A 24268-nucleotide genomic window follows, 5' to 3' on the forward strand; every position below is an offset into this window, starting at 1 on the left:
GGTGAGCAAATGAGGCATACGGTTCAGGCAATATCTGGCATAGAATGAGTTGCCGATCATGCCGGCACCGCAAGACTATTTGTTATTCATGGGCAGCTTTACTCGCAGCGCATCGAGGACGAAATCCGTGACATCAGGTTCGTTAAACGTTGAAGCACTCCTGGTAGATGATATCGCGACACCGCGCGCCAAGGCCCACAGAACGCGCGCAATCAATTTGCCGTCATCTACGGTTCAGCGCAGGCTGTGTGATGTGCAGTTCCTCGGCGGCCTTGGAAAAGCTGCGGTTTTTGGCGATAGCAAGAATGTGCCGTAGACGCGTGAGATCGATATCCATGCGCGCGATCTATCATCGCGCCAGCCAACTTGCATCTATCCCGCGCTTCGCATGCTGACACCACCCAGCTCCACCGGATTTTGCCAGAGCGACTGAGGAGGGCCTGTCCATGAAACTGAAGATGCTCAAAAAGCGCACTGGGAAACTGAACGGCATGCGCCTGATCCGCGGCGACAGCTTCTGCATGGGATCGGAAGAATTCTATCCGGAAGAGGAGCCGGTACGCGTGGTCTCCGTCGGCGACTTCTGGATGGACGAGACACCGGCCACCAACGCCCAGTTCGCGCACTTCGTCGACGCAACTGGCTACGTCACCTTTGCCGAACGCTTCCTCTCGCCGCAGGACTATGCGGGCTATTCCCCCGAGATGCTTGTACCCGGATCGTCCGTCTTTGATCCGCCACAAGGACTGGCCCGCCTGTCGTTTTCCGCAGACACCGTCCCGGCCTGGTGGCAGTTCGTGCCGGGAGCCAGCTGGCGTCATCCGTTGGGGCCGGGCAGCGGTATCGAGGCCAGGGAGGATCATCCGGTCGTACATGTGGTCGCCGAAGACGCGGAGGCCTACGCCAGTTGGTCGGGCAAGTCCCTGCTCACCGAAGCGGAGTGGGAATATGCCGCGCGCGGCGGCCTGGACGGCGCGAAATTTGCCTGGGGAGATGAACTGGAGCCCGACGGCCGACGGCTGGCCAAATATTGGGAAGGTGACTTTCCCAACGAAAATCGCGCACCGCCGGGCCTCGAACGCACCGTCCCCGTGCGCAGCTATCCGGAAAACGGTTACGGCCTGTATGATATGATCGGCAACGTCTGGGAATGGACGGCGGACTGGTATTCGCACGCTCGTGTCGATGGATCCTCGTGCTGCGGCAGCGTTGGGCGAGAGCAGGACGCGATGCAAAAAAGTGTCGATCGCGATGCAGCCATCGCCGTGCCGCGGCGGGTTCTAAAGGGCGGATCGCACCTTTGCGCCGCCAGCTATTGCCGCCGCTACAGGCCGGCAGCGCGTTGGCCGCAAGCTATCGACACCTCGACCTCCCACATCGGTTTCCGTTGCATCGTTCGGCGGTAAAGCCGGGCTAGACTCAAATCTCGCGACGCAAATTCGCTTGTGCTCCGTACTGACCTGGCAAATCTTTGACGATATCGTCGTGCTGAGTGTGTTTTTACGTGCAGTCCCTATCAGCTGCCGACTTCCTCGGGCCAGTAGAGCCGCATCGGATTGTCGATCAGCAGCTTGCGTTGCAATTCCACCGTCGGGGCGATGCGCGGGATCATGTCGACCAGATGGCCGTCGTCGGGGACCGCATCCTGCATGTTCGGGTGCGGCCAGTCGGTGCCCCACAGGACGCGATCCTGATAGTCGGCGACCAGCGGCGCGACGGCATCGGCAAAGGCGTTCCACGGATCACCTGTCGGGTCCAGACGATCCGGGCATGTCGCCTTGAACCAGATATCGTCGCGGCTTTCGAGGAAGGCGCGGAACGCTTTCATGTCGGCGCCGTCCGGCCCCTGCGTCACGTCCGGGCGGCCCATATGGTCGATCACCAGCGGCACCGGAATCGCGTCCATGAAGGGGCGCAGTTCCTCCAATATGTCCGCCTCGAAATAGATGACGACATGCCAGCCCTTGGGCAGGCGCTTGGCGACGTCCAGGAACTTGTCCTTGGGCGCGTCATCGACCAGTCGCTTCAGGAAATTGAAGCGGATGCCGCGCATCCCGCCCTCATGCAAAGCGGCGAGATCGGCCTCCGAAATGGACGGATTGACCACGGCGACGCCGCGCGCCTTGCCATTGGACTTGGCGATCGCGTCCAGCGTGGCGGCATTGTCGGTGCCGTGGCAGCTTGCCTGGACGATGACATTGCGGGCGAAACCCAGATGATCGCGCAGCGCGAACAGCATGTCCGGGCCGGCATCTTCTGGCAGATATTTCGCCTTCGCGCTGAACGGAAACTCCGCCATCGGGCCGAACACATGGCAATGGGCGTCGATCGCGCCGGCCGGGGGTCTGTAGCGCGGCCTGGAGGGATTGCCGTGCCAGCTGATAATCCGGTCTGTCATGCGAAAACCTCTCCATCCATCAACTTGCGCGCGGTGCGCAGCATGGCGGCGCTGGTGACCGTGCCGCTCTCGTCCAGTTCCATGACGCAGGTCGTCTCGCCGGTGGGATGCTCGACCGACAGCGTCTTGCGATGGCCGTCGGGGATCGACGCGACTTCGGCCGCGGGCGATCCGTCGATCAGGCAGGCGGTGGCGACGCTGACCGCGCCCAGTACGCCGATCGAGGCATGGGCGCGATGCGGGATGAAGCTGCGCACCGTGACCGTGCCGCCATCGCGCGGCGGGGCGACCAGCATCATCTTGGGCACCGATTTTTCGCGCACGTCGCCCAGGTTCATCCGTTCGCCGACGGCGAGGCGGATCGCCTCGATCCGGGCTTTGAGCGCCAAGTCCTTGTCCAGCGTGTCGCGGTCCTCATAGCCGGTGATGCCGACATCCTGCGCCTTCATCACGACGCAGGGCATGCCATTGTCGATCAGGGTGACGCGCACGCCCTCCACCTCGTCAAAGGCGTTGCCGGTCGGCAGCAGCGCGCCGCAGGAAGAGCCGGCGGTGTCACGAAACTCCAGCGGGATCGGCGCGGCGCTGCCGGGCACGCCGTCGATCTTCGCTTCGCCCTCATAGCGGACTTTGCCGCCGGGCGTCTGCACCGTGGCGATCGCGATCTGTCCGGTATTTTCCATGAAGATGGCGACGCGGGTCTCGCCGTCCTGCGCGGCGACGAGGCCACGCTCGATCGCGAAGGGGCCGATTCCGGCCAGGATATTGCCACAATTCTGCGCATCACTGACAATCGCCTGATCGACGAAGACCTGGAGGAAGAGATAGTCGACGTCGACGCCCTCCCGATCGGATTTCTTCACCACCGCCACCTTGCTGGTCAGCGGATCGGCGCCGCCCATGCCATCGATCTGGCGCGGATCGGGCGATCCCATGACCCGCAGCAGGAAGGCATCGCGCGCGGCGCTGTCGGCGGGCAGATCTTCCGAAAGGAAATAGCCGCCCCTGGACGTGCCACCGCGCATCCACATGACGCGGGCGCTGGTCTGGCCGTCAGACATATTTGAGGCCCATTTCCTGAAGGCGCGGGCGCATATTGTAGATGTCGAGGCCGAGTTCGCCGGCCGCCAGGCGGACGCGCTTGGCTTCCTCGGCGGCCTCGCGGGCCTGCGCCTTTTCCAGCACGGCGGCGGCATCGGCGCGCGGCACGATGCACACGCCATCATCGTCGGCGATGATCACGTCGCCCGGATTGACCAGCGCATTGGCGCACACGACCGGGATGTTGACCGACCCCGGCGTGCCCTTGATCGTGCCCTGGGCATGGACCGCCTTGGACCAGACCGGGAAGTTCATTTGGCTAAGGTCGCGCACGTCGCGCACGCCCGCGTCGATGATGAGGCCGCGACAACCCCGTGCCTGGGCGGAGGTGGCCAGAAGGTCGCCGAAATAGCCGTCGGTGCACGGGCTGGTCGGGGCGAGCAGCAATATGTCGCCTTCTTTCAGCTGCTCGATCGCGACATGGACCATCCAGTTGTCGCCCGGCGGGGCGGAGATCGTTACCGCGCTGCCGGCGATGCGGGCGCCCGGATAGATGGGGCGCATATAGGGGGCGAGCAGGCCCTTGCGGCCCTGGGCTTCATGGACGGTGGCGACGCCCGCCCTGGCGAGGCCATCGATGACGGCGAGATCCGCCCGTTCGATATTCTGGACGACAATGCCGGACATCAAGCCTTCTCCTAATCCATCATGTTGACAGCGATGTGGACAGGTGCAGCGCGATGCTCAAATCCGAACTGGAACCAGTGCATAAATTTTTGCTAAGTGTTGGATATGAAACCCGACCAGTTCAATATCCGTCATCTGGCCGCGATGGCGGCTGTGGTGGAGCTTGGCAGCGTCAGCCTGGCGGCGCGCGCGGTGAACCTGACCCAGCCGGCGGTCACCCAGGGGATCGCCAAGCTGGAGGCGCAACTGGGCCTGCCGCTGTTCGCGCGCCAGCCCGGCGGCATGGTCGCGCTGGAGCCGGCGGAGCGGCTGAAGCCCCGGATCGATGCAGCACTGCGCCTGATCGGCAGCAACCGGGTGACGGCGGCGCAGGTCCGTGCCTTCGTCGCCCTGGCGCGCGGCGGCAGCTATGCCGCGGCGGCGGTGGCGACCGGCGTGGCCGAACCCTCGCTGCACCGGGCGGTGGGGGATCTGGGGCTGGCGCTGGGCCAAAGGCTGGTCGACCGGCGCGGGCGCGGCGTGATGCTGACCAGGGCCGGGACGGTGCTGGCGCAGCGGCTGCGGCTGGCGCTGGCGGAATTGCGGCAGGGGCTGGAGGATCTGGCCGACCTGTGTGGGCAGGAGGGCGGGCGCATCCTGGTCGGCGCCATGCGGCTGTCGCGCGCGCCTGATCCCCGATGCGATCGCCCGCTTTCGCGCCGATTTCCCGCTGGTCGACATCAGCGTGCATGAAGGATCCCATGCCGAACTGGTCAGCCCGCTGCGCGATGGCGAAATCGACATGATGGTCGGCGCGCTGCGCGATCCCGCCATGGCGCTGGACCTGACGCAACGGCCATTGTTCGAGGATCGACCGACCATCTTGGCGCGTCACGGCCATACGCTGGCGGCGGGCTGGGACGCCGATGCGCTGCGCCGTTATCCCTGGATCCTGCCCCCGGAAGGCACGCCCCTGCGCCAGTTGTGGCAGGCGATGTTCGCGGCGCTGGGCGGTGATCTGCCGGCGGTGCCGGTCCAATGCGGATCGGTGATGACGATCCGGCAATTGCTGGTCGGCGGCGATTATCTGACCTTGCTGTCGCACGATCAACTGGCGCTGGAGCTGGAGGTGGGTCTGCTGATCGATATCGGTCCGGCCCCGGGTGCGATCAGCCGGACCATCGGCCTCACCACGCGGGCCGACTGGCGCCCGACCCGGTTGCAGCAGCAGTTCATGGCCGCGATCGATCAGGCGGCGGCGCATATGAATTCGTAAAATCTTATACTAACCCAGCGGATTCGATTGGCGGCATCTGCCATGATCCGTCATCCCTGCCGCCATGGAGCAGGAAATCGGTCTGATCGGATTTGGCGAGGCGGGGTCCACCTTTGCGATGGCGGGGGACTGGATGGACGCGGCCCGCGTCTATGATATCCAGACGGATGTCGGCACCACCCGCGATGCGATGCTGGCGCGCTGTGCCAGGGCCGGCGTCCAGGCCGTGCCGACGCTGGCCGATGCCGTCGCGCCCGTCACCTTCATCCTGTCGCTCGTCACCGCCGACCAGGCGCTGGCGGTGGCGCAGGCTGCCGCCGCCCATATCGCCTCCGGCACCCTCTATTGCGATTTCAACAGCGTCGCGCCGCAGACCAAGCAGGCGGCCGCCCGCGTGATCGAGGCGGCCGGTGGCCATTATGTCGATGTCGCCGTCATGGCGCCGGTCGATCCGGCCCGGCTGAACGTACCGCTGCTCGTCAGCGGTGCCCATGCCGATGCGGCGCGGGCGGGGCTGGCCCGGCTGGGTTTCACCAGTATCCGCGTCGTCGGCGAAGCCGTCGGCCGGGCATCGGCGATCAAGATGATCCGATCGGTCATGGTCAAGGGGCTGGAGGCGCTGACCGCCGAATGCATGCTGGCGGCCGATGCGGCGGGCGTGCTGGACGAGGTGATCGAATCGCTCGACGCCAGCGAGAAGCCGGGTCCCTGGGATATTCGCGCCGACTATAATCTCGACCGCATGATGGTCCACGGGCTGCGCCGCGCGGCCGAGATGGAGGAGGTCGTCAAGACGCTCGATGGCCTGGGCACCGGCTCCGCGATGACGCGCGGCACGGTCGAGCGCCAGCAGGCGATCGGCACGCTCGGCCTCAAGGCGCCACCCGAAGGGCTGGGCGCCAAGATCGACAGCATCACCCAAGCAAAAGCAGAACAGACAGGAAAGGCCGACGCGGCATGACCATGATTATCGACTGCCACGGCCATTATACCGTGCTGCCCAAGGGGCATGACGCCTGGCGCGAGGAGCAGAAGGCGGCGTTCAAGGCGGGCGTGCCTGTCCCCGCCTATCCCGACATCAGCGACGCCGAAATCCGCGAGACGATCGAGGCGAACCAGTTGCGCCTAATCAAGGAACGTGGCGCCGACCTCACCATCTTTTCGCCGCGCGCTTCGGCCATGGCGCCCCATGTCGGCGACGCGGCGGTGGCGAAGGAGTGGGCGATGCGCTGCAACGATCTGATCGCGCGCGTCGTCGGCCTCTTCCCCGAAACCTTCGTCGGCGTGTGCATGCTGCCCCAGTCGCCCAAGGCGGATATGGCAAACAGCATTGCCGAGCTGGAACGCTGCGTCGACATGGGCTTCATCGGCTGCAACCTCAATCCCGATCCGGGCGGCGGCCATTTCCAGCACCCGCCGCTGACCGATCGTTACTGGTATCCCTTCTACGAGAAGATGGTCGAGCTGGACGTGCCGGCGATGATCCATGTGTCGGGCAGCTGCAACCCGGCGATGCACGCGACCGGCGGCTATTATATCGCCGCCGACACCATCGCCTTCATGCAGTTGCTGGAAGGCGACCTGTTCAAGGACTTCCCGACCCTCAAGTTCATCATCCCGCATGGCGGCGGCGCCGTGCCCTATCATTGGGGGCGTTACCGGGGCCTGGCCGACATGCTGAAGAAGCCCGACCTGTCGATCCATCTGATGAACAACATCTTCTTCGACACCTGCGTCTATCACCAGCCCGGCGTCGACCTGCTGGCCGATGTGATCGACAACAAGAATATCCTGTTCGGGTCGGAAATGGTCGGCGCGGTGCGCGGCATCGATCCCACCACCGGCCATTATTTCGACGATACCAGGCGCTATGTCGACGCGCTGGACATCAGCGATGCCGAGCGTGCCGCGATCTTCGAGGGCAATGCCCGCCGGGTATTCCCCCGGCTCGACGCGCAATTGAAGGCGCGCGGCCTGTAACCCAGTCCCCGCGGAGGGGCGCGTTCATCCCCCGGTCTTTTGTTGGAAGGAAGGGCCGGGGGATGGACGCCAAGAGAGGATGAGATGAGCATCGATATCCACGAATATCTCGCCGAGTTCGACGATATCCCCGGCACCCGCGTCTATACGGCGGCGCGGGCGCGCCAGGGCTATTGGATGAACCAGTTCGCGATGAGCCTGATGAAGGCGGAGAACCGCGTCCGCTGGCTGGCCGGCGAGCGCGCCTATATCGACGAATGGCCGATGACCGAGGCGCAGAAACAGGCGATCCTCGACCGCGATTATAATCGCTGCCTGGATCTCGGCGGGAACATCTATTTCCTCGCCAAGGTCTTCTCGACCGACGGCCTCAGCTTCCTGCAGGCGGTCGGCACCATGACCGGGATGAGCCCGGAAGATTATCAGGCGATGATGATCGCCGGCGGCCGCTCGCCCGAGGGTGTCCGCTCCATCAAGGAGAAACGCTGATGGCCCGCATCACTGCCGGCGTCGCCACCAGCCATGTGCCCGCCATCGGCGCTGCCATGGACCTCAAGAAGACCGCCGAGCCCTACTGGCAGCCGCTGTTCGCCGGCTATGACTGGTCGCGGCAATGGATCGCGCAGGAAAAGCCCGATGTCGTGATCCTGGTCTATAATGACCATGCCTCCGCCTTCGACATGAAGATCATCCCGACCTTCGCGATCGGCTGTGGCGAACGCTACAAGCCGGCGGACGAGGGCTGGGGGCCGCGCCCGGTGCCCGACGTGATCGGTGAGCCGGATCTCGCCTGGCACATCGCCCAGAGCCTGATCCTGGACGAATTCGACATGACCATCATCAACGAGATGGATGTCGACCATGGCCTGACCGTGCCGTTGAGCCTGATGTTCGGCCAGCCCGACGCCTGGCCGTGCCGGGTGATCCCGGTCGCGGTCAATGTCGTGACCTATCCGCCGCCGTCGGGCAATCGCTGCTGGCGGCTGGGCGAGGCGATCGCCCGCGCGGTCGAGAGCTTCCCCGAGGATCTCAACGTCCAGATCTGGGGCACGGGCGGTATGAGCCACCAGCTTCAGGGGCCGCGCGCCGGTCTCATCAATGCCGAGTGGGATAACCGCTTCCTCGACCTGATGAGCCAGAGCGACGATGGCGAGGCGCTGCGCGCGATCGAGCATATCGAATATCTGCGCGAGACCGGGTCCGAAGGGATCGAGATGGTCATGTGGCTGATCATGCGCGGCGCGCTGGGCGACAAGGTCCGGCCGCTGCACCGCCATTATCATGTTCCCGCTTCCAACACCGCGGTCGGGCACCTGGTGCTCGAACCCGCCCGCTAACCTTTCCTGGGAGAATATCATGCGTATTGCCCTCGCCGGTGCCGGCGCCTTTGGCGAAAAGCATCTTGATGGCCTCAAGAATATCGACGGCGTCACCGTCACCTCGATTATCGGCCGCGAACTGGAGGCGACGAAGAAGGTCGCCGGGAAATATGGCATCGGCCATGTGACGACCGACCTCAACGAGACGCTGGCGCGGGACGATGTCGATGCGGTGATCCTGTGTACGCCGACCCAGATGCACGCGGAGCAGGCGATCGCCTGCATGAATGCGGACAAGCATGTCGAGGTGGAAATCCCGCTCGCCGACAGCTGGGCCGATGCGCAGGCGGTGCTCGCCAAGCAGAAGGAAACCGGCCTTGTCTGCATGGTCGGCCATACCCGCCGTTTCAACCCGTCGCACCAGTTCGTCCACAACCGCATCCAGGCAGGCGAATTCAACGTCCAGCAGATGGACGTGCAGACCTATTTCTTCCGCCGCAAGAACATCAATGCCAGGGGCGAGCCGCGGTCGTGGACCGACCATCTTCTGTGGCACCATGCCGCGCACACGGTCGACCTGTTCGCCTATCAGGCGGGCAAGATCGTCGCCGCCCATGCGATGCAGGGGCCGATTCATCCGGAGCTCGGCATCGCCATGGACATGTCGATCCAGCTCAAGAGCGAGACCGGCGCCATCTGCACCCTGTCGCTGAGTTTCAACAATGACGGGCCGCTCGGCACCTTCTTCCGCTATATCGGCGACACCGACACCTATATCGCCCGCTACGACGATCTGGTGAACGGCAAGGAAGAGCCGATCGACCTGGCCGGGGTCGCCATCTCCAACAATGGCATCGAATTGCAGGACCGCGAATTCATCAGCGCGATCCGCGAGGGCCGGGAGCCCAACAGCTCGGTCGCCAAGGTGTTCGACTGCTATCGCGTGCTGGGCGAACTGGAAACGCAACTGGGTCGCTGATCACGAGCGATGGAGCGCGTTGTCGCGTGATTTGCGATACGCGCCCGTCGCTATCGGCATGCCATGACAAAGGAACAGTGGCTACCCATGAGCAATCGCCTTCCTACTCGCACCGTCGGCCCGCTTACTGTCTCGGCCATCGGCCTTGGCTGCATGAACCTTAGCCACGCCTATATGCCCGCGCCCGGGCCAGCGCAGGCGGAGCGACTGCTGCGCCATGCGCTCGACATGGGCGTGACATTCTTCGACACCGCCGCGCTTTACGGTTTCGGCGCGAACGAGGAACTGCTCGCGCGCGCGATCATGGACCGGCGCGGGGATTTCGTGCTGGCCAGCAAATGCGTACTCGGCGAGATCGACGGCAAGCGCGGGCTGGACGGCTCACCCCGGGCTATTGCCCGGATGCTCGAGGATTCCTTACGGCGGCTTCGGACCGATCATATCGACCTCTATTATCTGCACCGACTCGACAGGAGCTTGCCGATCGAGGAATCGGTCGGTGCACTCGTCCGCGCTGTCGAGGCGGGTAAGATCGGTGCCATCGGTCTGTCCGAGATGTCGGCAGCGACCATTGAGCGCGCCCATGCCGTTCACCCGATCGCAGCGGTGCAGACGGAATATTCACCCTGGTCGCGCAATGCGGAGATTGCGGTACTAGACTGCTGCACCGAACACGGCATCGGCTTCGTCGCCTTCTCGCCGCTGGCGCGCGGGCTGTTCGCTGGTGCCGTAAATTCGCCCAACTTTGCGCCGGGCGACATCCGGGCATCGATGCCGCGTTTTAGGGAACCGAATTTCAGCTACAACCTCGCCCTGTTCGGACAGTTGCAGACCATTGCGCGGGAGGCGGGATGCACGCCGGCACAGTTGTGTCTGGCGTGGCTGCTGTCCCGGAGGCCGTTCATCGTGCCCATTCCAGGAACCACGAACACCGCTCATCTGGAGGAAAATCTGGCGACGCTCTCGCTCGACCTTCCCGACGCGGTATTCGCTATGATCGACTATGTATTCACGTCCCGGGCGGCCGCTGGTGCTCGCTACTCGCGCGCTGCCCAAGCGCAGATCGATACGGAAATCTGGTTGGACGAGGAGCTGGATACTTAGATGAAGCTCTCGTTGACAAGCTGCGGCAACTGAAAGAACGCCGCACGCGGTAACGCGGTATACTCGTTGTGGCCTGCCGAGCCGATGGTGTCGACGCCGACCTGCTGGCTTGGGAACTGCTGCATGCCGCAGCCGTGAAGCAAGCCGCGACAAGGGGGCGCTTTCTTTCACGGCACTGCAGCCGAGCCTGCACCGCAATGTCGGCAACAGCAGGAAGGCACTCTTCGGCTAGACGGCGGCGTGGTATCGCTGAGGCGGCAAAAACGAACAGTGGCATGAGGAAAATGGCATGATCGAGCGCAGGGCGCGCCAAAACATCGATCAGGCTGGCGGGCCTGGCGTCAGGGCGAGCTGAGCACCTGCGTCCCGACGATCACGCAACAGCTTGCGGCGCCTGCCTTGCCGCCGGGGGCGAGATGCGTGACGAAGAACGCGGCTGCGCTGTGGAAGTGCAGGGGAAAGTGTGCGATTGAGGCGGAGCAGAAGATGCCCGAAACCGTGCATGCGGTTGGTTCCGCACAACACGAAGCTCTTTCCTCCACCGGTCGGCAGAGACGCGAACGCGCGGAAGAGACGCTTGTCGCCATGATCGGCGCGTCGGCTGAACCGCAGGCGCCTTCGAGAAAGCGCGGTCGATTCTCATCCGGCCCTTGACCCTGACATGTTGTCAGACCCTATCTTGATGGGCGCAGGAGACTGACTCATGTCCGAACCGAACCACAACGACGCTCATTCTCACCCGCATGCATGCTGTCACAAGCCTCCGCACGAGCGCGGGGAAGAGAAGCTGGGTGTTGTGCTTGATCCGGTTTGCGGAATGCGGGTCGACCCGGCCGCCACGGCGTACCACACCGAGCATACGGGACAGACCTATTATTTCTGCAGTGGGGGCTGCCGCACAAAGTTTACCGCCGACCCGACACGCTACCTGGGCGACCAGGACCTGAAGCAACCTCAAGCCGCACCCGGGTCGGTCTGGACCTGCCCGATGCACCCCGAGGTACGCCAGGATCATCCCGGCGCCTGCCCGATCTGCGGCATGGCGCTGGAACCTGCGATCGCGGAGGTGGCCAGCGGTCCGAGCGCCGAACTGACCGACATGACGCGGCGCTTCTGGATCGCGCTCGTCCTGGCCTTGCCGGTCTTCGTCCTTGAAATGGGGTCTCACCTGTTCCCGGCGCTACATCATCTGGTGCCGATGCGGATTTCCGTCTGGGTGCAACTGCTACTGGCGACACCCGTCGTGCTCTGGGCCGGCGCGCCATTCTTCGCCCGCGGCTGGGCATCGCTCCGTTCGCGCAACCTCAATATGTTCACGCTGATCGCCATGGGGACCGGCGTCGCCTGGGCTTACAGCGTGAACGCGACCTTCGCTCCAGGGCTCTTTCCCGCCGCGTTCCACGCAGCCGATGGCACCGTGGCCGTGTATTTCGAGGCGGCAGCGGTCATCACCGTTCTGGTGCTGCTCGGTCAGGTGCTGGAACTGCGCGCGCGCGAACGCACATCGGGCGCGATCAAGGCGCTGCTCGGCCTCGCACCTCGCACCGGCCGGCGAATGCTGGCCGACGGTAGTGAGGAGGAAGTGGCGATCGAGGCCATCGTCGTGGGCGACCGGCTGCGCGTGCGTCCGGGAGAGAAAGTGCCCGTCGATGGCGAAGTCGAGGAGGGCCGCTCCTCGCTCGATGAGGCGATGGTGACGGGTGAATCCATGCCGGTCACCAAGGCTGTGGGCGATCATGTCATCGGCGGCACGCTCAACCAGACTGGCGCTCTCATCATCCGCGCAGAGAAGGTGGGACGCGACACGATGCTCGCCCGGATCGTCCAGATGGTCGCCGACGCACAGCGCTCACGTGCGCCGATCCAGCGCATGGCCGATCAGGTCGCGGGCTGGTTCGTGCCTGCGGTCCTGGTCGTTGCCGCACTGGCCTTTGCCGCCTGGGGAATTTGGGGACCCGAACCACGGTTGGCCCACGGACTGGTGGCTGCTGTCGCGGTGCTGATCATCGCTTGCCCGTGCGCACTCGGCCTGGCGACACCGATGTCGATCATGGTCAGCATCGGCCGGGGAGCGGGGCAGGGTGTGCTCATCAAGAATGCCGAAGCACTCGAACTGATGGAGAAGATCGACACGCTCGTGGTCGACAAAACGGGCACACTGACAGAGGGGCGGCCCGCCGTCACCCGCATTGTGGCAAACGAAGGCTATGAAGAAGCCGAGTTGTTGCGGCTCGCGGCCGCGGTCGAGCGCGCGTCCGAGCATCCGCTTGCCCTGGCGATCGTCGCGGAAGCGGAAGAACAGGGGGTGAGCATCCCGCCGGTTGTCGATTTCGACTCCCCGATCGGGAAAGGCGCGACCGGAACGGTGGAGGGCAAACGGATCCTGCTCGGAAATGCAGCCTTCCTCGCCGAGGCCGGTATCGAGACCACCGATCTCGAGGCGGAAGCGGACCTTCTGCGCGGGGATGGAGCCACCGCCATCTATGTCGCCATAGACGGGTGTGCCGCAGGCGTGATCGCCATCGCGGATCGCGTGAAGCCGACGACCGCGGAGGCGCTCGCTGCGCTCCGGGACGAGGGTATCGAGGTCGTCATGCTCACCGGTGACAATCGCACCACGGCACAAGCCGTTGCCCGCAGCCTCGGCATCGCAAAGGTCGAGGCAGACGTCCTCCCCGACCAGAAGAGCGCGGTCGTGGCCCGGCTCAAGCGCGACGGCCGCATCGTCGCGATGGCAGGCGATGGGGTCAACGATGCACCCGCGCTGGCCGCCGCCGATGTCGGGATCGCCATGGGCTCTGGCACCGACGTGGCGATCGAGAGCGCGGGCGTCACACTGCTCAAGGGCGATCTCACCGGGATCGTTCGCGCCCGACGTCTGAGCCAGGCGACCATGGCGAACATCCGCCAGAACCTGTTTTTCGCTTTCGTCTACAACGCGCTCGGCGTGCCCGTCGCGGCGGGCGCGCTCTATCCCCTGTTCGGTGTGCTGCTCTCGCCAATGATCGCGGCGGCTGCAATGGCACTGTCGTCCGTCAGCGTGGTCATCAATGCCCTTCGGCTCAATCGGGTGAAGCTGTGAATATCGGGGGAGCGTCCAAGGCGAGCGGCGTCTCGCAGCGCATGATCCGCCACTATGAGGCGATCGAACTGATTCCGCCGCCGGCGCGCCGAGGAAACTATCGCGACTATGCGGATGCCGACGTCCACCGCCTCAAGTTCATCGCCAATGCCCGCGATCTTGGCTTTCCGATCGAGGAGATCCGCGCGCTGCTCCACCTCTGGGCCGATCGCAAGCGATCGAGCGCCGAGGTGAAAGCGCTGGCGCTCGCGCGGGCGGATGAACTCGGCCGAAAGGCGGCGATGTTGGTAGCGATGCGCGCTACACTGCTGCAACTGGCGGAGCACTGCCACGGCGACGCGCGCCCGGAGTGTCCGATCCTCGATCATCTGGCGGTCTGACCCTCAGATACGCGGGAAGACAGGCAGCGGATCGAACATCAGTGACGCCAGGCTCCAGATACTCGTGGTGACCAGCAGGATGCCAACAAGTTGCAGCAGCAGCTTGGGCGACTGCGCCGTGTCACCCATGCGCCGAACGGGGCCGTCACAAGTCCACCAATCAGGATGCCGGTGGCGGCGTGGGTGAGGCGAAACGGGCAGCAAGCTGCGCGCGCGCTCGATCTGATCCAGTTTTCAACCGCTCTTGGACTGACCGGGCCGATTCTGGGGGGCTTCGATTGGGGCGGCAACGCGTGCTGCGTGGCCGCCGCCCTCTGGCCCGAGGAGGTCGGCGGGCTGATCTCCTATGCCGGCTATGACGTGATCGACGTGGAGCAGCAGAGGTCTCCTCTCGTCGTCTCGCTCGAACGCGTGTGCTGGTATCAGCACCTCTTCCAGACGGAGCGCGGGCGATCCTGCCTGGAGAACAACCGCGCCGATCTCGGCCGCACGCTATGGCGCGAATGGTCCCCCGATTGGGCGTTTGATGATGGGGCTGATCCGGAGGCCGGTGCGCCCGAGATGCCTATACTCCATGGTGCTGCTCCTGCTCTTGTAAAGGCGGTGCCGATCAGCGCGCGACGTAGCCACCGTCGACCGCCAGCGCGTGACCGACGACGAAGCTCGCGCCCGGGCTGCACAGCCAGAGGACGGCGGCGGCGACTTCCTCCGCCTGGCCGAGCCGCCTGATCGGCACGTCGCGCATCATGTCCTCGATGACGCCGGCCTCGGCCTTCTTCATGTCGGCCACCATCGGGGTGTCGATGATGCCGGGCGCGACCACGTTGATGCGGATGCCGTGAGGCGCATATTCCAGCGCGGCGCTCTTGGTGGCGCCGTGGATGCCGTGCTTGGCGGCATGATAGGCCGCGCGGCCTGGCACGCCGACGAAGCCCCCGAGCGACGAGCAGTTGACGATCGCGCCCGAGCCTTGCGCTTTCATCTGCGCGAGCTGGTGCTTCATGCAGGCGAAGACGCCGCGCAGGTTGATGGCGAGCATGCGATCGTAATCGGCCATCGGTACGTCGGCGAGGTCGGTCGCGTCGCTCTGGATGCCGGCATTGTTGAACGCCATGTCGAGGCGTCCGAACTCGGCGACAGTGCGCTCCACTGCCGCCTTGACCTGCGCCTCGTCGGACACGTCGCAGGTGACGGCGATCGCCCGCGCGCCCCGCTCGTCCAGCGAGGCGAGCGCATCGGCGACGGCGGCGCCATTGGCATCGACAAGCGCCACCGCCGCGCCGGCGGCGGCGAAGGCCCGAGCGGTCGCGAGCCCCATGCCCGAGCCAGCACCGGTGACGAACGCGACCTGGTCGGCATAATCATAGACCGGGTTCATGGCTCAGCCTTCGCGAGCGGCCGGCTCGACCTGCCGCTTTTTGCCGAACACCGGGAACCTGCTCGCCTCGCCATAGTCGGTGCTGTCCTGGGCGCTTCGCAGCAGCGCCATGTCTTCATCGGAGATGGTGAAATCGACCGCGGCGTTGTCGCGCATATGTGCCGGGTTGACCGTCTTGGGCAGCGGCAGCAGGTCGAGCTGGAGGCAGTAGCGGATGCAGAGTTGCGGCACGCTGACTCCATAGCGGCCCGCTATCTCTCCAAGGCGCCTGTCCTTCAGCACCGCGCCATGGGCCACCGGCGAGTAGGCCTGGACGGCGATGCTCTTCGACTGCGCATAGCCGATCAGGTCGAACGGCGTGTTGCCGACATGCGCCAGCACCTGGTCGACCATCGGCGCGACGCTGCCGTTCTCGATCAGATTGTCGAGATCGGCGCGCTCGAAGTTGGACACGCCGATCGCGCGCAGCCTGCCGGCCTGGTACGCCTCTTCGAGCGCGCGCCACGCTTCGAGATTGCCCTCGAGGTAGCGATCGCCCTCGCGGAACTCGGCCCAGGGCTGCGGGCTGTGGATGAGCATGAGGTCGATGTGATCGAGGCCCAGCGCCTTCAGCGAACCGTCGATCCGCTCCTTCGCATCGGCGTAGCTCTTGCTCTCCGCGACGAGCTTGGTGGTGACGAAGATCTGGTCGCGCGCGAGGCCGCTCGCCCGCAGGCCCTCGCCCACGCCGCGCTCATTCTCATAGGCCTGCGCGGTATCGATGTTGCGGTAGCCGATGCCGATCGCGTCGCGCACGGCGCGGGCGGCGTCGTCATTCGGGATCATCCAGGTGCCGAAGCCGAGCTTCGGGATGGCGACCCCGTTCGACAGGGTCGTGGTCTCGTTCAGGATCATGATGATGCCTTTCCTTGGCTGGCGGCGCGGGGGCCATAGCCCGGCCGCTTGGTGAGCGTGTCCCAGCAGCCCTCGATGTCGGGTCCATAAACGCGGCTCTGCCAGTCGCCCGCTGCGACTTCCTCGAAGCCGACCGAGACGGACTCGTCGCCATAGTGGAGGATTGCGGTCACATCGCGGACGATGGCGTCCGAGAGCGCCCGCTTCTGAGCCTCAGACTTGCCGGGCCAGAGCTTCACGATCACGTGCGGCACGGGATCATTCCTTGCCGAGCGGGGCGTTATACTGCTCGTCCGTCACCTTCTCCATCCACGTGACGTTGTTGCCGTCGATCGCCTCCTGGATCGCGATGTGGGTCATGCCCTCCTGCGGGGTCGCGCCATGCCAGTGCTTGTGCTCGGACGGGCACCACAGGATGTCGCCGGCGTGGAACTCGAGCTTGGGTCCGCCCTCCACCTGCGTCCAGCCCACCCCCTCGGTGACGATCAGCGTCTGGCCCGCGGGATGGGTGTGCCAGGCGGTCCGGGCGCCGGGCTCGAAATGGACGATCGCGCCCGTCACGCGCGATGGGGCCTCGCGTTCGAACTGGCCCGTGATCGTGGCCTTGCCCGTAAAATACTCCTCTGGCCCGTCGACGGTCTTCAAGTCTGCCTTGCGCGTGATGTCCATGGTTCTTCCTTCCTGTGCTGAGACGGCGGCGGGGAGCGCCGCGAGAGTGGCAATCGGGATCAGAACGTTCAGCATGTCCTCGCCTTTCCCTTGCTGGTTCGCTTTAGAGTCAGTTCTTCCGATCCCAACTTAGCGATTGCGGCAGCACGGATTAGCTCCCTTTCGCGCAATGAACTGATGAATTGTGCTCAACGCCATGGTAAAGGATCACATGCGACTGAGCCGGGCCGATCTCGCCGACTTCCTCTACTTTCTGGCCATCGCGAGGCACGGAAGCTTTCGTCGCGCCGCTTCGGAGATGGGGGTTACGACCTCGGCGCTGAGCCACGCTATAGCGGGGCTCGAAGCACGGCGCGGGGTACGATTGTTGAACCGGACCACGCGCAGCGTGACGCTCACCGCTGCCGGAGAGGATCTGCGCGCAGCCATCGAAGGGCCGCTGGAAAGCATCGGAGACGCGGCGGAGAACCTGAATCGCTACCGGGACGCCCCGACAGGAAGGATAAGGATCAACGTCCTCGAGGACGCCGCGCTGCTGCTCGAGCCGGTCATGCCCCTTTTCGTCGAGCGTTATCCGGAGGTCGTGGTCGACATCAGCGTCAGCAACCGCATGGTGGACGTGATCGCGAGCGGCTTCGATGCGGGAATACGCTACGGCGGCACGGTCCCGGAGGACATGATCGCGCAGCGGCTATCGCCCGATATTCCCTGGATCGCGGCCGCGTCACCGGGCTATCTGGAGCAACACGGCGTGCCGTCAAAGCCTGACGATCTGCGGCAGCACCGCTGCGTGCGTATCCGGTTGGGCAACGATCAACTGTATCACTGGGAATTCGAGCGGGGCGCCGAAGCCGTGGCGGTGGACGCGCCAGGGTCCGTCATAGTCGACAACAGTCATGCCGCTGTCGGCTTCGGCCGCAAAGGGGTCGGTATCATCTATGGCGCCGAGCCGGTCTTGCGTCCTCACCTCGCAAGCGGCACGCTCGCACTCGTGCTTGGTGACTGGGTTTCAATGGGACCCGGCTTCCACCTCTATTATTCCGGCCGCAGGCAACTCCCCACCGGGCTGCGCTTGCTCATTGAACTGATACGGGAGGTTGCCCCGCTCGACCGCTGGCAGGCATCGGACTCTCAACTTTGATCTACGTTCGAGAGACTGGTCCGCTTGCGGGACCGCCGGAGCAAAAGCGGTGAACAATCATCCCCAAAGGCAATGAAAGCGATGTCGAGAATAGTGGTGGCCGATTGAGGGTGCGTGTTTTCGTGTGCCTGCAACCGATTTGAGTAGCAGATGCTGGTCGATTGACGCCCGCATTCTTGTTCGAGAGCATATTTTCTATCCGCCCGCTGTCGCTCCCATGCGATGCTTGCGGCTTCCGGACACGGAGGTGGTGAAGGCGCGCGACTGGCATCGCAGGTGCAGGCTTGTCCTTTGATCCACTCCCGTGCCTCCAGCGGGAGGAGCGCGTCAAAGTATATCCAGAGAGTAGAAGGGCGCAAATTAGGCATGGTGCAGCCGTGCCGCTGCCTATGCGATCATGGCCGCTTCCGCGAGAGAGGAGAAAAGAATCATGATCCGGGGAAAGACCCTGACCTGCCCCCACCGCATGGGTCCCCGTCGCCACCATATCCGGATGGAGGTGGAGCAAAGCGGAGCCGGAGGCTGGATATGGGCGGTGTCGCCGTTTCCGGTGCCGGTGGTCGGGGGCCCAGACTGCTGCTGTGAAGGCGGACGGTGTTGTAATGCCGCCGCCATGCCTCGATCGGCACCTTGGCCTGGGCGATGCTGTAAAAGATCTCACCATCGAGACTGGCTGGCTTAGTCAGCGCGTCCCGTGTAGCCGGGGCTGGTAAATCCGACATGTGTCGGTTACGCTCGTAGTGCTGCAGCGTGATAACTGTCAGATGAATACTAAGCACTCGGTTGATGCGGCCGGATAGGCCGCTTTGAGCAGAAGGATTGTCATGACCGAAAAGAACAAGATCGTCGTCCTGGCAGGCGCAACGGGCAATCTGGGCTCGCTCATCGCTCGAGCTTTGCTGGACAAGCCGGAGATGCGGCTGCGGGCTCTGGTACGTCCGGCGAGCGCCGGAAAGCTGGCGGCTCTGCGGGAGATGGGCGTCGAGATCGTGGAGATCGATCTCGATGACGAGACGCAAGGCGAAAAGCTCTCGACGGCGCTGAACGGCGCGTTCTCGGTGGTTTCCGCCATTCAGGGCGGTCCTGACGTGATCGTCGGTGACCAGTTGCGGCTGCTCGATGCGGCCAGCCGGGCAAAGGTCCGTCGCTTCATCCCATCCAGCTTCTCCTACAACATCTTCGGCCTCGACGACGGCGAGAATATCAACACCGACGACCGCCGCGCCTTCGCCCGTGAGGCGGAAAAAGCTCGCGGCGCGGTCGAGGTCGTTCACATCAATATCGGCGCGTTTCTCGATCGGCGCGTCCTGTTCGGCTTCCTCGGGGCATTCGACCTCGACGCGGGACAGGCTTTCCTTTGGGGAGACGGCCAGACCGCGATGGACTTCACGACCTACGAGGACACCGCGCGGTTCACGGCCGAGGTGGCGCTCGACGAGGGACAGGTTCCCAGTGTGTTCGAGGCCGCCGGCGATACGCTGACATTTCACGAACTGGTGAGGGCCTATGAAGAGGCCTCGGGCAAGTCCATCAGTGTCGTGAAGAAGGGAAGCCTTGCCGATCTCGATCGCGAGATCGAGCAGCGCAGGCAGGCCGAACCGCAGAACGTGTACGGTTGGCTGCCGTTGATGTACTGGCGCGGCATGCTGTCGGGAAAGGGCAAGCTCCACGCGATCGCGAACGACCGCTATCCGTGGATCAAGCCCCAGACCGTCCGGGATTATATCCGTCAGGAAGGGCTTTGAGAGAAAATTACGCGGGACATGAGCGGCCGCGTGACGAGCGCCAGGCAAGCGCGCCGACGTCCAGTCCGCTGCTTCGGGGCGCTGGGACGCGGGAACTCCTCTGCCGGCGAAACTGGCAATGGCAGCGCGGCAATCCACGCGGATCTGGCTCTGACTCACATTTGCTGATGGCGATGCTCATGCGCCGATCACGCGTGCCTGCAGCAGGCCAGGCTTCGCGCGCCCATACATCTGTCGCTTGATCAGCTTGAGGCGCGTGATCTGCCCTTCAGTCTGGCCGTTCGACCAAGGTGATCCGGCAACAACGTGACCGGCTTCCGGCGCTCGAGGTCGCAAACAATCGTACCATATGTCTGGCCTCGCCGAAAAGCGAAGTCATCAATGCCGATGACATGGAACTCGTCATGCCGATCGACAGCACGCCGCAGTATCACCCGCAGCAGGGTGTCCTTGCTCACGGGCATCATCAGGCGATTGGCAATTCGGCTCCAAGCCTGCCACCAAGCGCCAGCCCGAGGTGGTGGACAATTGTCTCAAGCCGCTGAGTGCGCCGGCCATATCGGGCCAGGACGCCGGCGTCGAACTGCTCACAGAAAATGCTGCGGCCGCACACAACGGTGTCGCACCAAAACCAGCGCGCGAGGAAATGACAGGGAGCGGCAGTAGACCCTCATCCTTGCAATGACTTCGATATCGAAGTATACGATCTTCGTAGCGGGAAAGACGCGCCGATCGACAGGTGGTGCTGCGGAGGGATAATCATGGTCACCGTCTTTTTCAGGCTGGTTGCTGGGCTAGGCCGTGGCTCCATTTTGATCTCGCCGCGGGCAGATTGGGTAGACATGCTGCCGGACGCTTATGATTGCGGAGTTGCCACCAGGTCGAAGGGCGCATGTCGTATGATCAAGAACCGTTCGGCAGTTTCGGTCGCGCTCACACGCCAGATGATGCGCCTTGAGACGGCGACCTTGATACCAGGTCAACGCTTTCAGTAACGCTGCAGAGTGCGCTTCACTTCTTCGTATTTGGCTCCCCACGGGTGCGATCGCGTGAGCGAGAGAGGAAAATCTCGATGACTAGTGAAATTTCTGAGGAGCTTGCGATCTTCCGCCGCAGCGCCAACCGCTTCATTGAGTCGGAGGTGGTGCCCCACCTCTCCCGCTTTCGCGAACAGCGTTGCGTCGATCGCGACCTCTGGAGGAAGGCAGGGGAGGCGGGCCTTCTCCTGTGCGGGATTCCAGAACCTTGGGGCGCTGGCGGCGATATCCGGCACGAGGTTGTGTTTATCGAGGAACTGGCTCGTGCCGGTTTTCCCGACTTCGGCGTGCCGATCCACAGCGGCATTGTTGCCCCATATATCGCCCATTATGGCACCGACGCACAGAAGGATCGTTGGCTGCCAGCGATGGCCGCTGGCGAAAAGGTTGGTGCCATGGCTATGACCGAACCGGAAGGAGGATCGGACCTCCGGGGGATCCGCACCTCCGCGAAACTGTATGGCGACGAGTGGGTAATAAACGGCGCCAAGACCTTCATCACCAATGGCCATCTCGCCGATATCATCATCGTCGCGTGCCAAACCGAGCCGCCGGCAACCCGTAGCGGTCTCTCGCTTATCGTCGTAGAGACCGAAGGACTGGAGGGTTTCCGGCGAGGTCGTAATCTCGAGAAAATTGGGTTCAAAGCGAGCGATACGGCCGAACTGTTTTTTGACGATTGTCGCGTTCCTGCCAGCAATTTGCTGGGTGAGCGGGGCCGCGGCCTTCCGCACATGATGCAGCAACTGCCGCAGGAGCGCCTCTTGATGGCCGTTCAGGCAGTAGGGGCCATGGAGGCTGCCGTCGATCTCACTATCGCCTATACAAAGGAACGTCGCGCCTTCGGACAGGCAGTGTTCGATTTCCAGAACACGCGGTTCAAGCTTGCTGAGGCAAAGTCCCATACGACCGTAGCGCGCATTTATCTCGACAAGTGCATTGACGATCATGCAAACGGCGAATTTTCGTCAACGGACGGCGCCATCGCCAAATGGTGGACCACACAAAAACAGTGCGAAGTCATTGACGAATGCCTGCAACTCTTCGGCGGCTACGGTTACATGACCGAATATCCCATAGCTCACGCCTGGGCCGACGCCCGCGTACAGAAGATTTATGCCGGCACCAACGAAATCATGAAGGAGCTGATCGCGCGCAGCTTGTAGTTAGCAATGTATAGCGATTGAATCACCGCTAGGTTCTACACGCGTTGGGTTCTGATGTGCGAGATCGCACCGCAGGCGTTGATTCCGGAGTGTCGGTCGTTCGGTATGAAAGGAATGAAGCAGTGAACATCGATAGTACCGCAGCGGTCGCGAATGCTCGCGTGAAATAGTGCAAAAGTTACGATCCTCGATCTAGGCCGTAGACTCATAAGCGCGGAGCCACAGCCGCATTGAGGCGAGCTGGACCATGGCGAGGAAGTTGGCTGCGAGTTTGTCGTAGCGGGTGGCGACGCGGCGGAAGTGCTTCAGCTTGGAGAAGAACCGCTCGATGAGGTTGCGCTCGCGGTAGAGGCGCTTGCTGAAGCACGGCTTCCATTTGCGGTTGCTCTTCGGCGGGATGTTGGGCGTGGCGCCCTGGTCCTGGATAAACTCGCGGAGGCGGTCGGCGTCATAGGCCTTGTCCGCCAGCACGATGGTGCGCGAGCCAAGGTGGTCGAGCAGCCTGTCAGCGATCTGGCCGTCGTGCGCTTGCCCTGCGGTCAGGCCGAGCCGGATCGGGAGGCCCTGCGCGTCGACGACAACGTGGATCTTGGTCGTGAGCCCGCCGCGTGATCGACCGAGACAGTGATCTGTACCCCCCTTTTTCCCGTCGCAGCCTGCTGGTGCGCCCGGATGGAAGTACTGTCGATCATCTGGATGGCACCGTCATGCGCGGCGCTGATGGCATCCATCAGCCGATTGATCTGCCCCCACCGAGTGGACCGATTGGTTTGTTAGTGCATTAAGCTCATCGCCGCCATATCCGGACGGAGGTGGAGCGAAGCGGAACCGGAGGCCGATATGGCGGTGTCGCCGTTTCTGGTGCCGGTGGCCGATAGCCAAGACTGCTGTGCGGGCGGACGGTGTTGTAATGCCGCCGCCAGGCTTCGATCAGCACCCTGGCCTCGGCGAGGCTGTAGAAGATTTCACCATTGAGCAGTTCGTCGCGCAGCGACCCATTGAAGCTTTCATTATAGCCATTCTCCCATGGCGATCCCGGCGCGATGTAGAGCGTCTTCACGCCGATCTGCCGCAGCCATTGCTGGACGGCATTGGCGATAAATTCGGCGCCATTATCTGACCGTATATGTGCAGGCGGGCCGCGCGAGATGAACAGGTCCGCCAAGGCCGCCAGCACATCCTCATGTTTGAGCTGTCGCGCAACGATAAGCGCCAGACATTCCCTGCTGGCCTCGTCGATGATCGTCAGGATGCGGAACTTGCGGCCGTCATGCGTGCGCCCCTCGACGAAGTCATAGGCCCACACATGCCCAGGATACTCAGGCCGCAGGCGGATGCATGATCCGTCGTTGAGCCATAGACGCCCGCGTTTGGGCTGGCGCTGCGGCACCTTGAGCCCTTCGCGCCGCCATATCCGCTCGACCCGTTTATGGTTCACCGTCCACCCCGCATGGCACAGCAACGCCGTGACCCGGCGGTAGCCGTAACGACCATATTGCTTTGCCAAGGCGATGATGTCCTCCGTCAGCGCCTGTTCGTCATCCGCCCCACGCGGCACTTTACGCTGTGTCGATCGATGCTGCCCTAGAACCCGGCATATCCGTCGCTCGGATAGCCGGACTGGCAGATCCCGTCGTATATGATCGATGCAGCGCCGTCGCCGCGCGGGGCTCAGAAGTTTCCCCGTGCAGCTTCCTGCAATATCAGCTTGTCCAGCGTCAGGTCCGAGATCGCCCGGCGCAGCCGTTGGTTTTCCTTCTCCAGATCCTTCATCCGCCGTGCCTGGTCGGTCTTCAGCCCGCCATATTCCTTGCGCCAGCGATAATAGGTCTGCTCACTGACCCCGATCCGACGGCAGGCTTCGGCGGTCGAAGCCCCCTGCGCCAGCACGATCTCAATTTCACGCAGCTTGCCGATGATCTCTTCCGGCTTGTGCTTCTTGCTCGGCATTCAATGTCCCTTTCGCGGTCCAGACTATCATAGTCTCTGGGCCACTCAGCGGGGGGCAGATCA

General features: G+C 63.7%; 22 protein-coding genes and 4 pseudogenes. 13 read left to right on the forward strand and 13 right to left on the reverse strand.

Annotation, left to right across the window (positions count from 1 at the left end; genetic code table 11):
* Positions 1 to 223 precede the first annotated feature (223 nt).
* Positions 224 to 337: a LysR family transcriptional regulator gene (locus RLDS_RS55625; protein ID WP_021228446.1), complete on the reverse strand. Its 114-nt coding sequence runs from the start codon at positions 335 to 337 to the stop codon at positions 224 to 226.
* 154 nt (positions 338 to 491) lie between these two features.
* Between RLDS_RS55625 and RLDS_RS52280 the strand changes: the two genes are divergently transcribed.
* A complete protein-coding gene (locus RLDS_RS52280; RefSeq protein ID WP_031299132.1) occupies positions 492 to 1406 on the forward strand; it encodes a formylglycine-generating enzyme family protein in 915 nt (304 codons plus the stop codon).
* A 110-nt stretch (positions 1407 to 1516) separates the two neighbouring features.
* Here RLDS_RS52280 and RLDS_RS52285 read toward each other — a convergent pair whose 3' ends face one another.
* Genes RLDS_RS52285 through ligK form a run of 3 tightly spaced genes read right to left on the reverse strand, consistent with a single transcriptional unit; the run spans position 1517 to position 4126 of the window.
* On the reverse strand, positions 1517 to 2398 hold the full coding sequence (locus RLDS_RS52285; protein ID WP_021228448.1) for an amidohydrolase family protein: 882 nt from the start codon (positions 2396 to 2398) through the stop codon (positions 1517 to 1519).
* Positions 2395 to 3459 carry a 4-oxalomesaconate tautomerase gene (locus RLDS_RS52290; RefSeq protein ID WP_021228449.1) on the reverse strand — a complete coding sequence of 355 codons (1065 nt, stop codon included), beginning with the start codon at positions 3457 to 3459 and terminating at the stop codon, positions 2395 to 2397. The genes RLDS_RS52285 and RLDS_RS52290 overlap by 4 nt, the downstream gene beginning before the upstream one ends.
* The gene (gene ligK, locus RLDS_RS52295) at positions 3452 to 4126 is read right to left on the reverse strand and encodes a 4-carboxy-4-hydroxy-2-oxoadipate aldolase/oxaloacetate decarboxylase (protein ID WP_021228450.1); all 675 of its coding nucleotides are present in this window, start codon (positions 4124 to 4126) and stop codon (positions 3452 to 3454) included. The genes RLDS_RS52290 and ligK overlap by 8 nt, the downstream gene beginning before the upstream one ends.
* A gap of 105 nt (positions 4127 to 4231) precedes the next feature.
* Between ligK and RLDS_RS52300 the strand changes: the two are divergent.
* From RLDS_RS52300 to RLDS_RS52330, 7 genes and pseudogenes are all read left to right on the forward strand, one after another.
* Positions 4232 to 5381, forward strand: a pseudogene (locus RLDS_RS52300) (LysR substrate-binding domain-containing protein).
* A 64-nt stretch (positions 5382 to 5445) separates the two neighbouring features.
* On the forward strand, positions 5446 to 6342 hold the full coding sequence (locus tag RLDS_RS52305; RefSeq protein WP_021228451.1) for an NAD(P)-dependent oxidoreductase: 897 nt from the start codon (positions 5446 to 5448) through the stop codon (positions 6340 to 6342).
* Positions 6339 to 7361: an amidohydrolase family protein gene (locus RLDS_RS52310; protein ID WP_021228452.1), complete on the forward strand. Its 1023-nt coding sequence runs from the start codon at positions 6339 to 6341 to the stop codon at positions 7359 to 7361. The genes RLDS_RS52305 and RLDS_RS52310 overlap by 4 nt, the downstream gene beginning before the upstream one ends.
* A gap of 84 nt (positions 7362 to 7445) precedes the next feature.
* Positions 7446 to 7850, forward strand: coding sequence for a protocatechuate 4,5-dioxygenase subunit alpha (gene ligA / locus RLDS_RS52315; protein ID WP_021228453.1), 405 nt, complete (start codon positions 7446 to 7448; stop codon positions 7848 to 7850).
* Entirely contained in the window at positions 7850 to 8698 is an 849-nt protein-coding gene (locus RLDS_RS52320; protein WP_021228454.1) for a class III extradiol dioxygenase subunit beta, read from the forward strand. Before ligA ends, RLDS_RS52320 begins: the two co-directional genes overlap by 1 nt.
* Positions 8699 to 8717: 19 nt before the next feature.
* Positions 8718 to 9659 carry a Gfo/Idh/MocA family oxidoreductase gene (locus RLDS_RS52325; RefSeq protein ID WP_021228455.1) on the forward strand — a complete coding sequence of 314 codons (942 nt, stop codon included), beginning with the start codon at positions 8718 to 8720 and terminating at the stop codon, positions 9657 to 9659.
* Between the two features lie 87 nt (positions 9660 to 9746).
* A complete protein-coding gene (locus RLDS_RS52330; RefSeq protein WP_021228456.1) occupies positions 9747 to 10763 on the forward strand; it encodes an aldo/keto reductase in 1017 nt (338 codons plus the stop codon).
* On the opposite strand, the gene RLDS_RS57250 is transcribed toward RLDS_RS52330, so the two are convergent.
* The gene (locus tag RLDS_RS57250; protein WP_021228457.1) at positions 10760 to 10888 is read right to left on the reverse strand and encodes a hypothetical protein; all 129 of its coding nucleotides are present in this window, start codon (positions 10886 to 10888) and stop codon (positions 10760 to 10762) included. The genes RLDS_RS52330 and RLDS_RS57250 overlap by 4 nt on opposite strands.
* A gap of 578 nt (positions 10889 to 11466) precedes the next feature.
* Here RLDS_RS57250 and RLDS_RS52335 point away from each other — a divergent pair.
* Positions 11467 to 13845, forward strand: a complete 2379-nt coding sequence (locus tag RLDS_RS52335) for a heavy metal translocating P-type ATPase (protein WP_084515009.1) — start codon at positions 11467 to 11469, stop codon at positions 13843 to 13845.
* Positions 13842 to 14225 (forward strand): Cu(I)-responsive transcriptional regulator, encoded by a 384-nt coding sequence (gene cueR, locus RLDS_RS52340; protein WP_031299136.1) that lies wholly within the window; start codon positions 13842 to 13844, stop codon positions 14223 to 14225. The genes RLDS_RS52335 and cueR overlap by 4 nt, the downstream gene beginning before the upstream one ends.
* A 3-nt stretch (positions 14226 to 14228) precedes the next feature.
* On the opposite strand, the gene RLDS_RS57255 is transcribed toward cueR, so the two are convergent.
* The 5 genes from RLDS_RS57255 to RLDS_RS52360 form a co-directional block, all read right to left on the reverse strand.
* Complete coding sequence (locus RLDS_RS57255) at positions 14229 to 14354, reverse strand: hypothetical protein (RefSeq protein WP_021228460.1); 126 nt, start codon at positions 14352 to 14354, stop codon at positions 14229 to 14231.
* 481 nt (positions 14355 to 14835) lie between these two features.
* Positions 14836 to 15603 (reverse strand): SDR family NAD(P)-dependent oxidoreductase, encoded by a 768-nt coding sequence (locus RLDS_RS52345; protein ID WP_021228461.1) that lies wholly within the window; start codon positions 15601 to 15603, stop codon positions 14836 to 14838.
* A gap of 3 nt (positions 15604 to 15606) precedes the next feature.
* Positions 15607 to 16497 carry an aldo/keto reductase gene (locus tag RLDS_RS52350; protein WP_021228462.1) on the reverse strand — a complete coding sequence of 297 codons (891 nt, stop codon included), beginning with the start codon at positions 16495 to 16497 and terminating at the stop codon, positions 15607 to 15609.
* Complete coding sequence (locus tag RLDS_RS52355; RefSeq protein ID WP_021228463.1) at positions 16494 to 16751, reverse strand: tautomerase family protein; 258 nt, start codon at positions 16749 to 16751, stop codon at positions 16494 to 16496. Before RLDS_RS52355 ends, RLDS_RS52350 begins: the two co-directional genes overlap by 4 nt.
* A 4-nt stretch (positions 16752 to 16755) precedes the next feature.
* Positions 16756 to 17241, reverse strand: a complete 486-nt coding sequence (locus RLDS_RS52360; protein WP_021228464.1) for a (R)-mandelonitrile lyase — start codon at positions 17239 to 17241, stop codon at positions 16756 to 16758.
* 136 nt (positions 17242 to 17377) lie between these two features.
* Between RLDS_RS52360 and RLDS_RS52365 the strand changes: the two genes are divergently transcribed.
* On the forward strand, positions 17378 to 18307 hold the full coding sequence (locus RLDS_RS52365) for a LysR family transcriptional regulator (protein WP_031299139.1): 930 nt from the start codon (positions 17378 to 17380) through the stop codon (positions 18305 to 18307).
* Positions 18308 to 18785: 478 nt separating this feature from the next.
* On the opposite strand, the pseudogene RLDS_RS57440 reads toward RLDS_RS52365, so the two are convergent.
* Positions 18786 to 18975 (reverse strand): annotated as a pseudogene (locus RLDS_RS57440) (integrase core domain-containing protein); the annotation flags it as partial.
* A 156-nt stretch (positions 18976 to 19131) separates the two neighbouring features.
* On the opposite strand from RLDS_RS57440, the gene RLDS_RS52370 reads away from it, so the two are divergent.
* The gene (locus RLDS_RS52370) at positions 19132 to 20052 is read left to right on the forward strand and encodes an NmrA family NAD(P)-binding protein (protein ID WP_021228466.1); all 921 of its coding nucleotides are present in this window, start codon (positions 19132 to 19134) and stop codon (positions 20050 to 20052) included.
* 1072 nt (positions 20053 to 21124) lie between these two features.
* Positions 21125 to 22255 carry an acyl-CoA dehydrogenase family protein gene (locus RLDS_RS52385; protein WP_021228469.1) on the forward strand — a complete coding sequence of 377 codons (1131 nt, stop codon included), beginning with the start codon at positions 21125 to 21127 and terminating at the stop codon, positions 22253 to 22255.
* Positions 22256 to 22447: 192 nt separating this feature from the next.
* On the opposite strand, the pseudogene RLDS_RS55645 reads toward RLDS_RS52385, so the two are convergent.
* Both RLDS_RS55645 and RLDS_RS52395 read right to left on the reverse strand, forming a co-directional pair.
* Positions 22448 to 23022: pseudogene (locus tag RLDS_RS55645) on the reverse strand (IS5 family transposase); the annotation flags it as partial.
* A 6-nt stretch (positions 23023 to 23028) separates the two neighbouring features.
* A pseudogene (locus RLDS_RS52395) lies at positions 23029 to 24205 on the reverse strand (IS3 family transposase).
* Between the last annotated feature and the right edge of the window lie 63 nt (positions 24206 to 24268).

The sequence above is a fragment of the Sphingobium lactosutens DS20 genome, assembly GCF_000445105.1.
GTDB lineage: Bacteria > Pseudomonadota > Alphaproteobacteria > Sphingomonadales > Sphingomonadaceae > Sphingobium > Sphingobium lactosutens.

Excerpts from the sequence above, each read along its gene's own strand:
- RLDS_RS52365 (WP_031299139.1), top strand. The coding sequence starts at position 17,378 with ATGCGACTGAGCCGGGCCGATCTCGCCGACTTCCTCTACTTTCTGGCC.
- RLDS_RS52290 (WP_021228449.1), bottom strand. The coding sequence starts at position 3,459 with ATGTCTGACGGCCAGACCAGCGCCCGCGTCATGTGGATGCGCGGTGGC.
- RLDS_RS52330 (WP_021228456.1), top strand. The coding sequence starts at position 9,747 with ATGAGCAATCGCCTTCCTACTCGCACCGTCGGCCCGCTTACTGTCTCG.
- RLDS_RS52285 (WP_021228448.1), bottom strand. The coding sequence starts at position 2,398 with ATGACAGACCGGATTATCAGCTGGCACGGCAATCCCTCCAGGCCGCGC.
- RLDS_RS52305 (WP_021228451.1), top strand. The coding sequence starts at position 5,446 with ATGGAGCAGGAAATCGGTCTGATCGGATTTGGCGAGGCGGGGTCCACC.
- RLDS_RS52350 (WP_021228462.1), bottom strand. The coding sequence starts at position 16,497 with ATGATCCTGAACGAGACCACGACCCTGTCGAACGGGGTCGCCATCCCG.
- RLDS_RS52335 (WP_084515009.1), top strand. The coding sequence starts at position 11,467 with ATGTCCGAACCGAACCACAACGACGCTCATTCTCACCCGCATGCATGC.
- RLDS_RS52320 (WP_021228454.1), top strand. The coding sequence starts at position 7,850 with ATGGCCCGCATCACTGCCGGCGTCGCCACCAGCCATGTGCCCGCCATC.
- RLDS_RS57255 (WP_021228460.1), bottom strand. The coding sequence starts at position 14,354 with ATGGGTGACACGGCGCAGTCGCCCAAGCTGCTGCTGCAACTTGTTGGC.
- RLDS_RS55625 (WP_021228446.1), bottom strand. The coding sequence starts at position 337 with ATGGATATCGATCTCACGCGTCTACGGCACATTCTTGCTATCGCCAAA.
- RLDS_RS52345 (WP_021228461.1), bottom strand. The coding sequence starts at position 15,603 with ATGAACCCGGTCTATGATTATGCCGACCAGGTCGCGTTCGTCACCGGT.
- RLDS_RS52385 (WP_021228469.1), top strand. The coding sequence starts at position 21,125 with ATGACTAGTGAAATTTCTGAGGAGCTTGCGATCTTCCGCCGCAGCGCC.
- RLDS_RS52280 (WP_031299132.1), top strand. The coding sequence starts at position 492 with ATGCGCCTGATCCGCGGCGACAGCTTCTGCATGGGATCGGAAGAATTC.
- RLDS_RS52370 (WP_021228466.1), top strand. The coding sequence starts at position 19,132 with ATGACCGAAAAGAACAAGATCGTCGTCCTGGCAGGCGCAACGGGCAAT.
- RLDS_RS52325 (WP_021228455.1), top strand. The coding sequence starts at position 8,718 with ATGCGTATTGCCCTCGCCGGTGCCGGCGCCTTTGGCGAAAAGCATCTT.
- RLDS_RS57250 (WP_021228457.1), bottom strand. The coding sequence starts at position 10,888 with ATGCAGCAGTTCCCAAGCCAGCAGGTCGGCGTCGACACCATCGGCTCG.
- ligA (WP_021228453.1), top strand. The coding sequence starts at position 7,446 with ATGAGCATCGATATCCACGAATATCTCGCCGAGTTCGACGATATCCCC.
- RLDS_RS52360 (WP_021228464.1), bottom strand. The coding sequence starts at position 17,241 with ATGCTGAACGTTCTGATCCCGATTGCCACTCTCGCGGCGCTCCCCGCC.
- RLDS_RS52310 (WP_021228452.1), top strand. The coding sequence starts at position 6,339 with ATGACCATGATTATCGACTGCCACGGCCATTATACCGTGCTGCCCAAG.
- ligK (WP_021228450.1), bottom strand. The coding sequence starts at position 4,126 with ATGTCCGGCATTGTCGTCCAGAATATCGAACGGGCGGATCTCGCCGTC.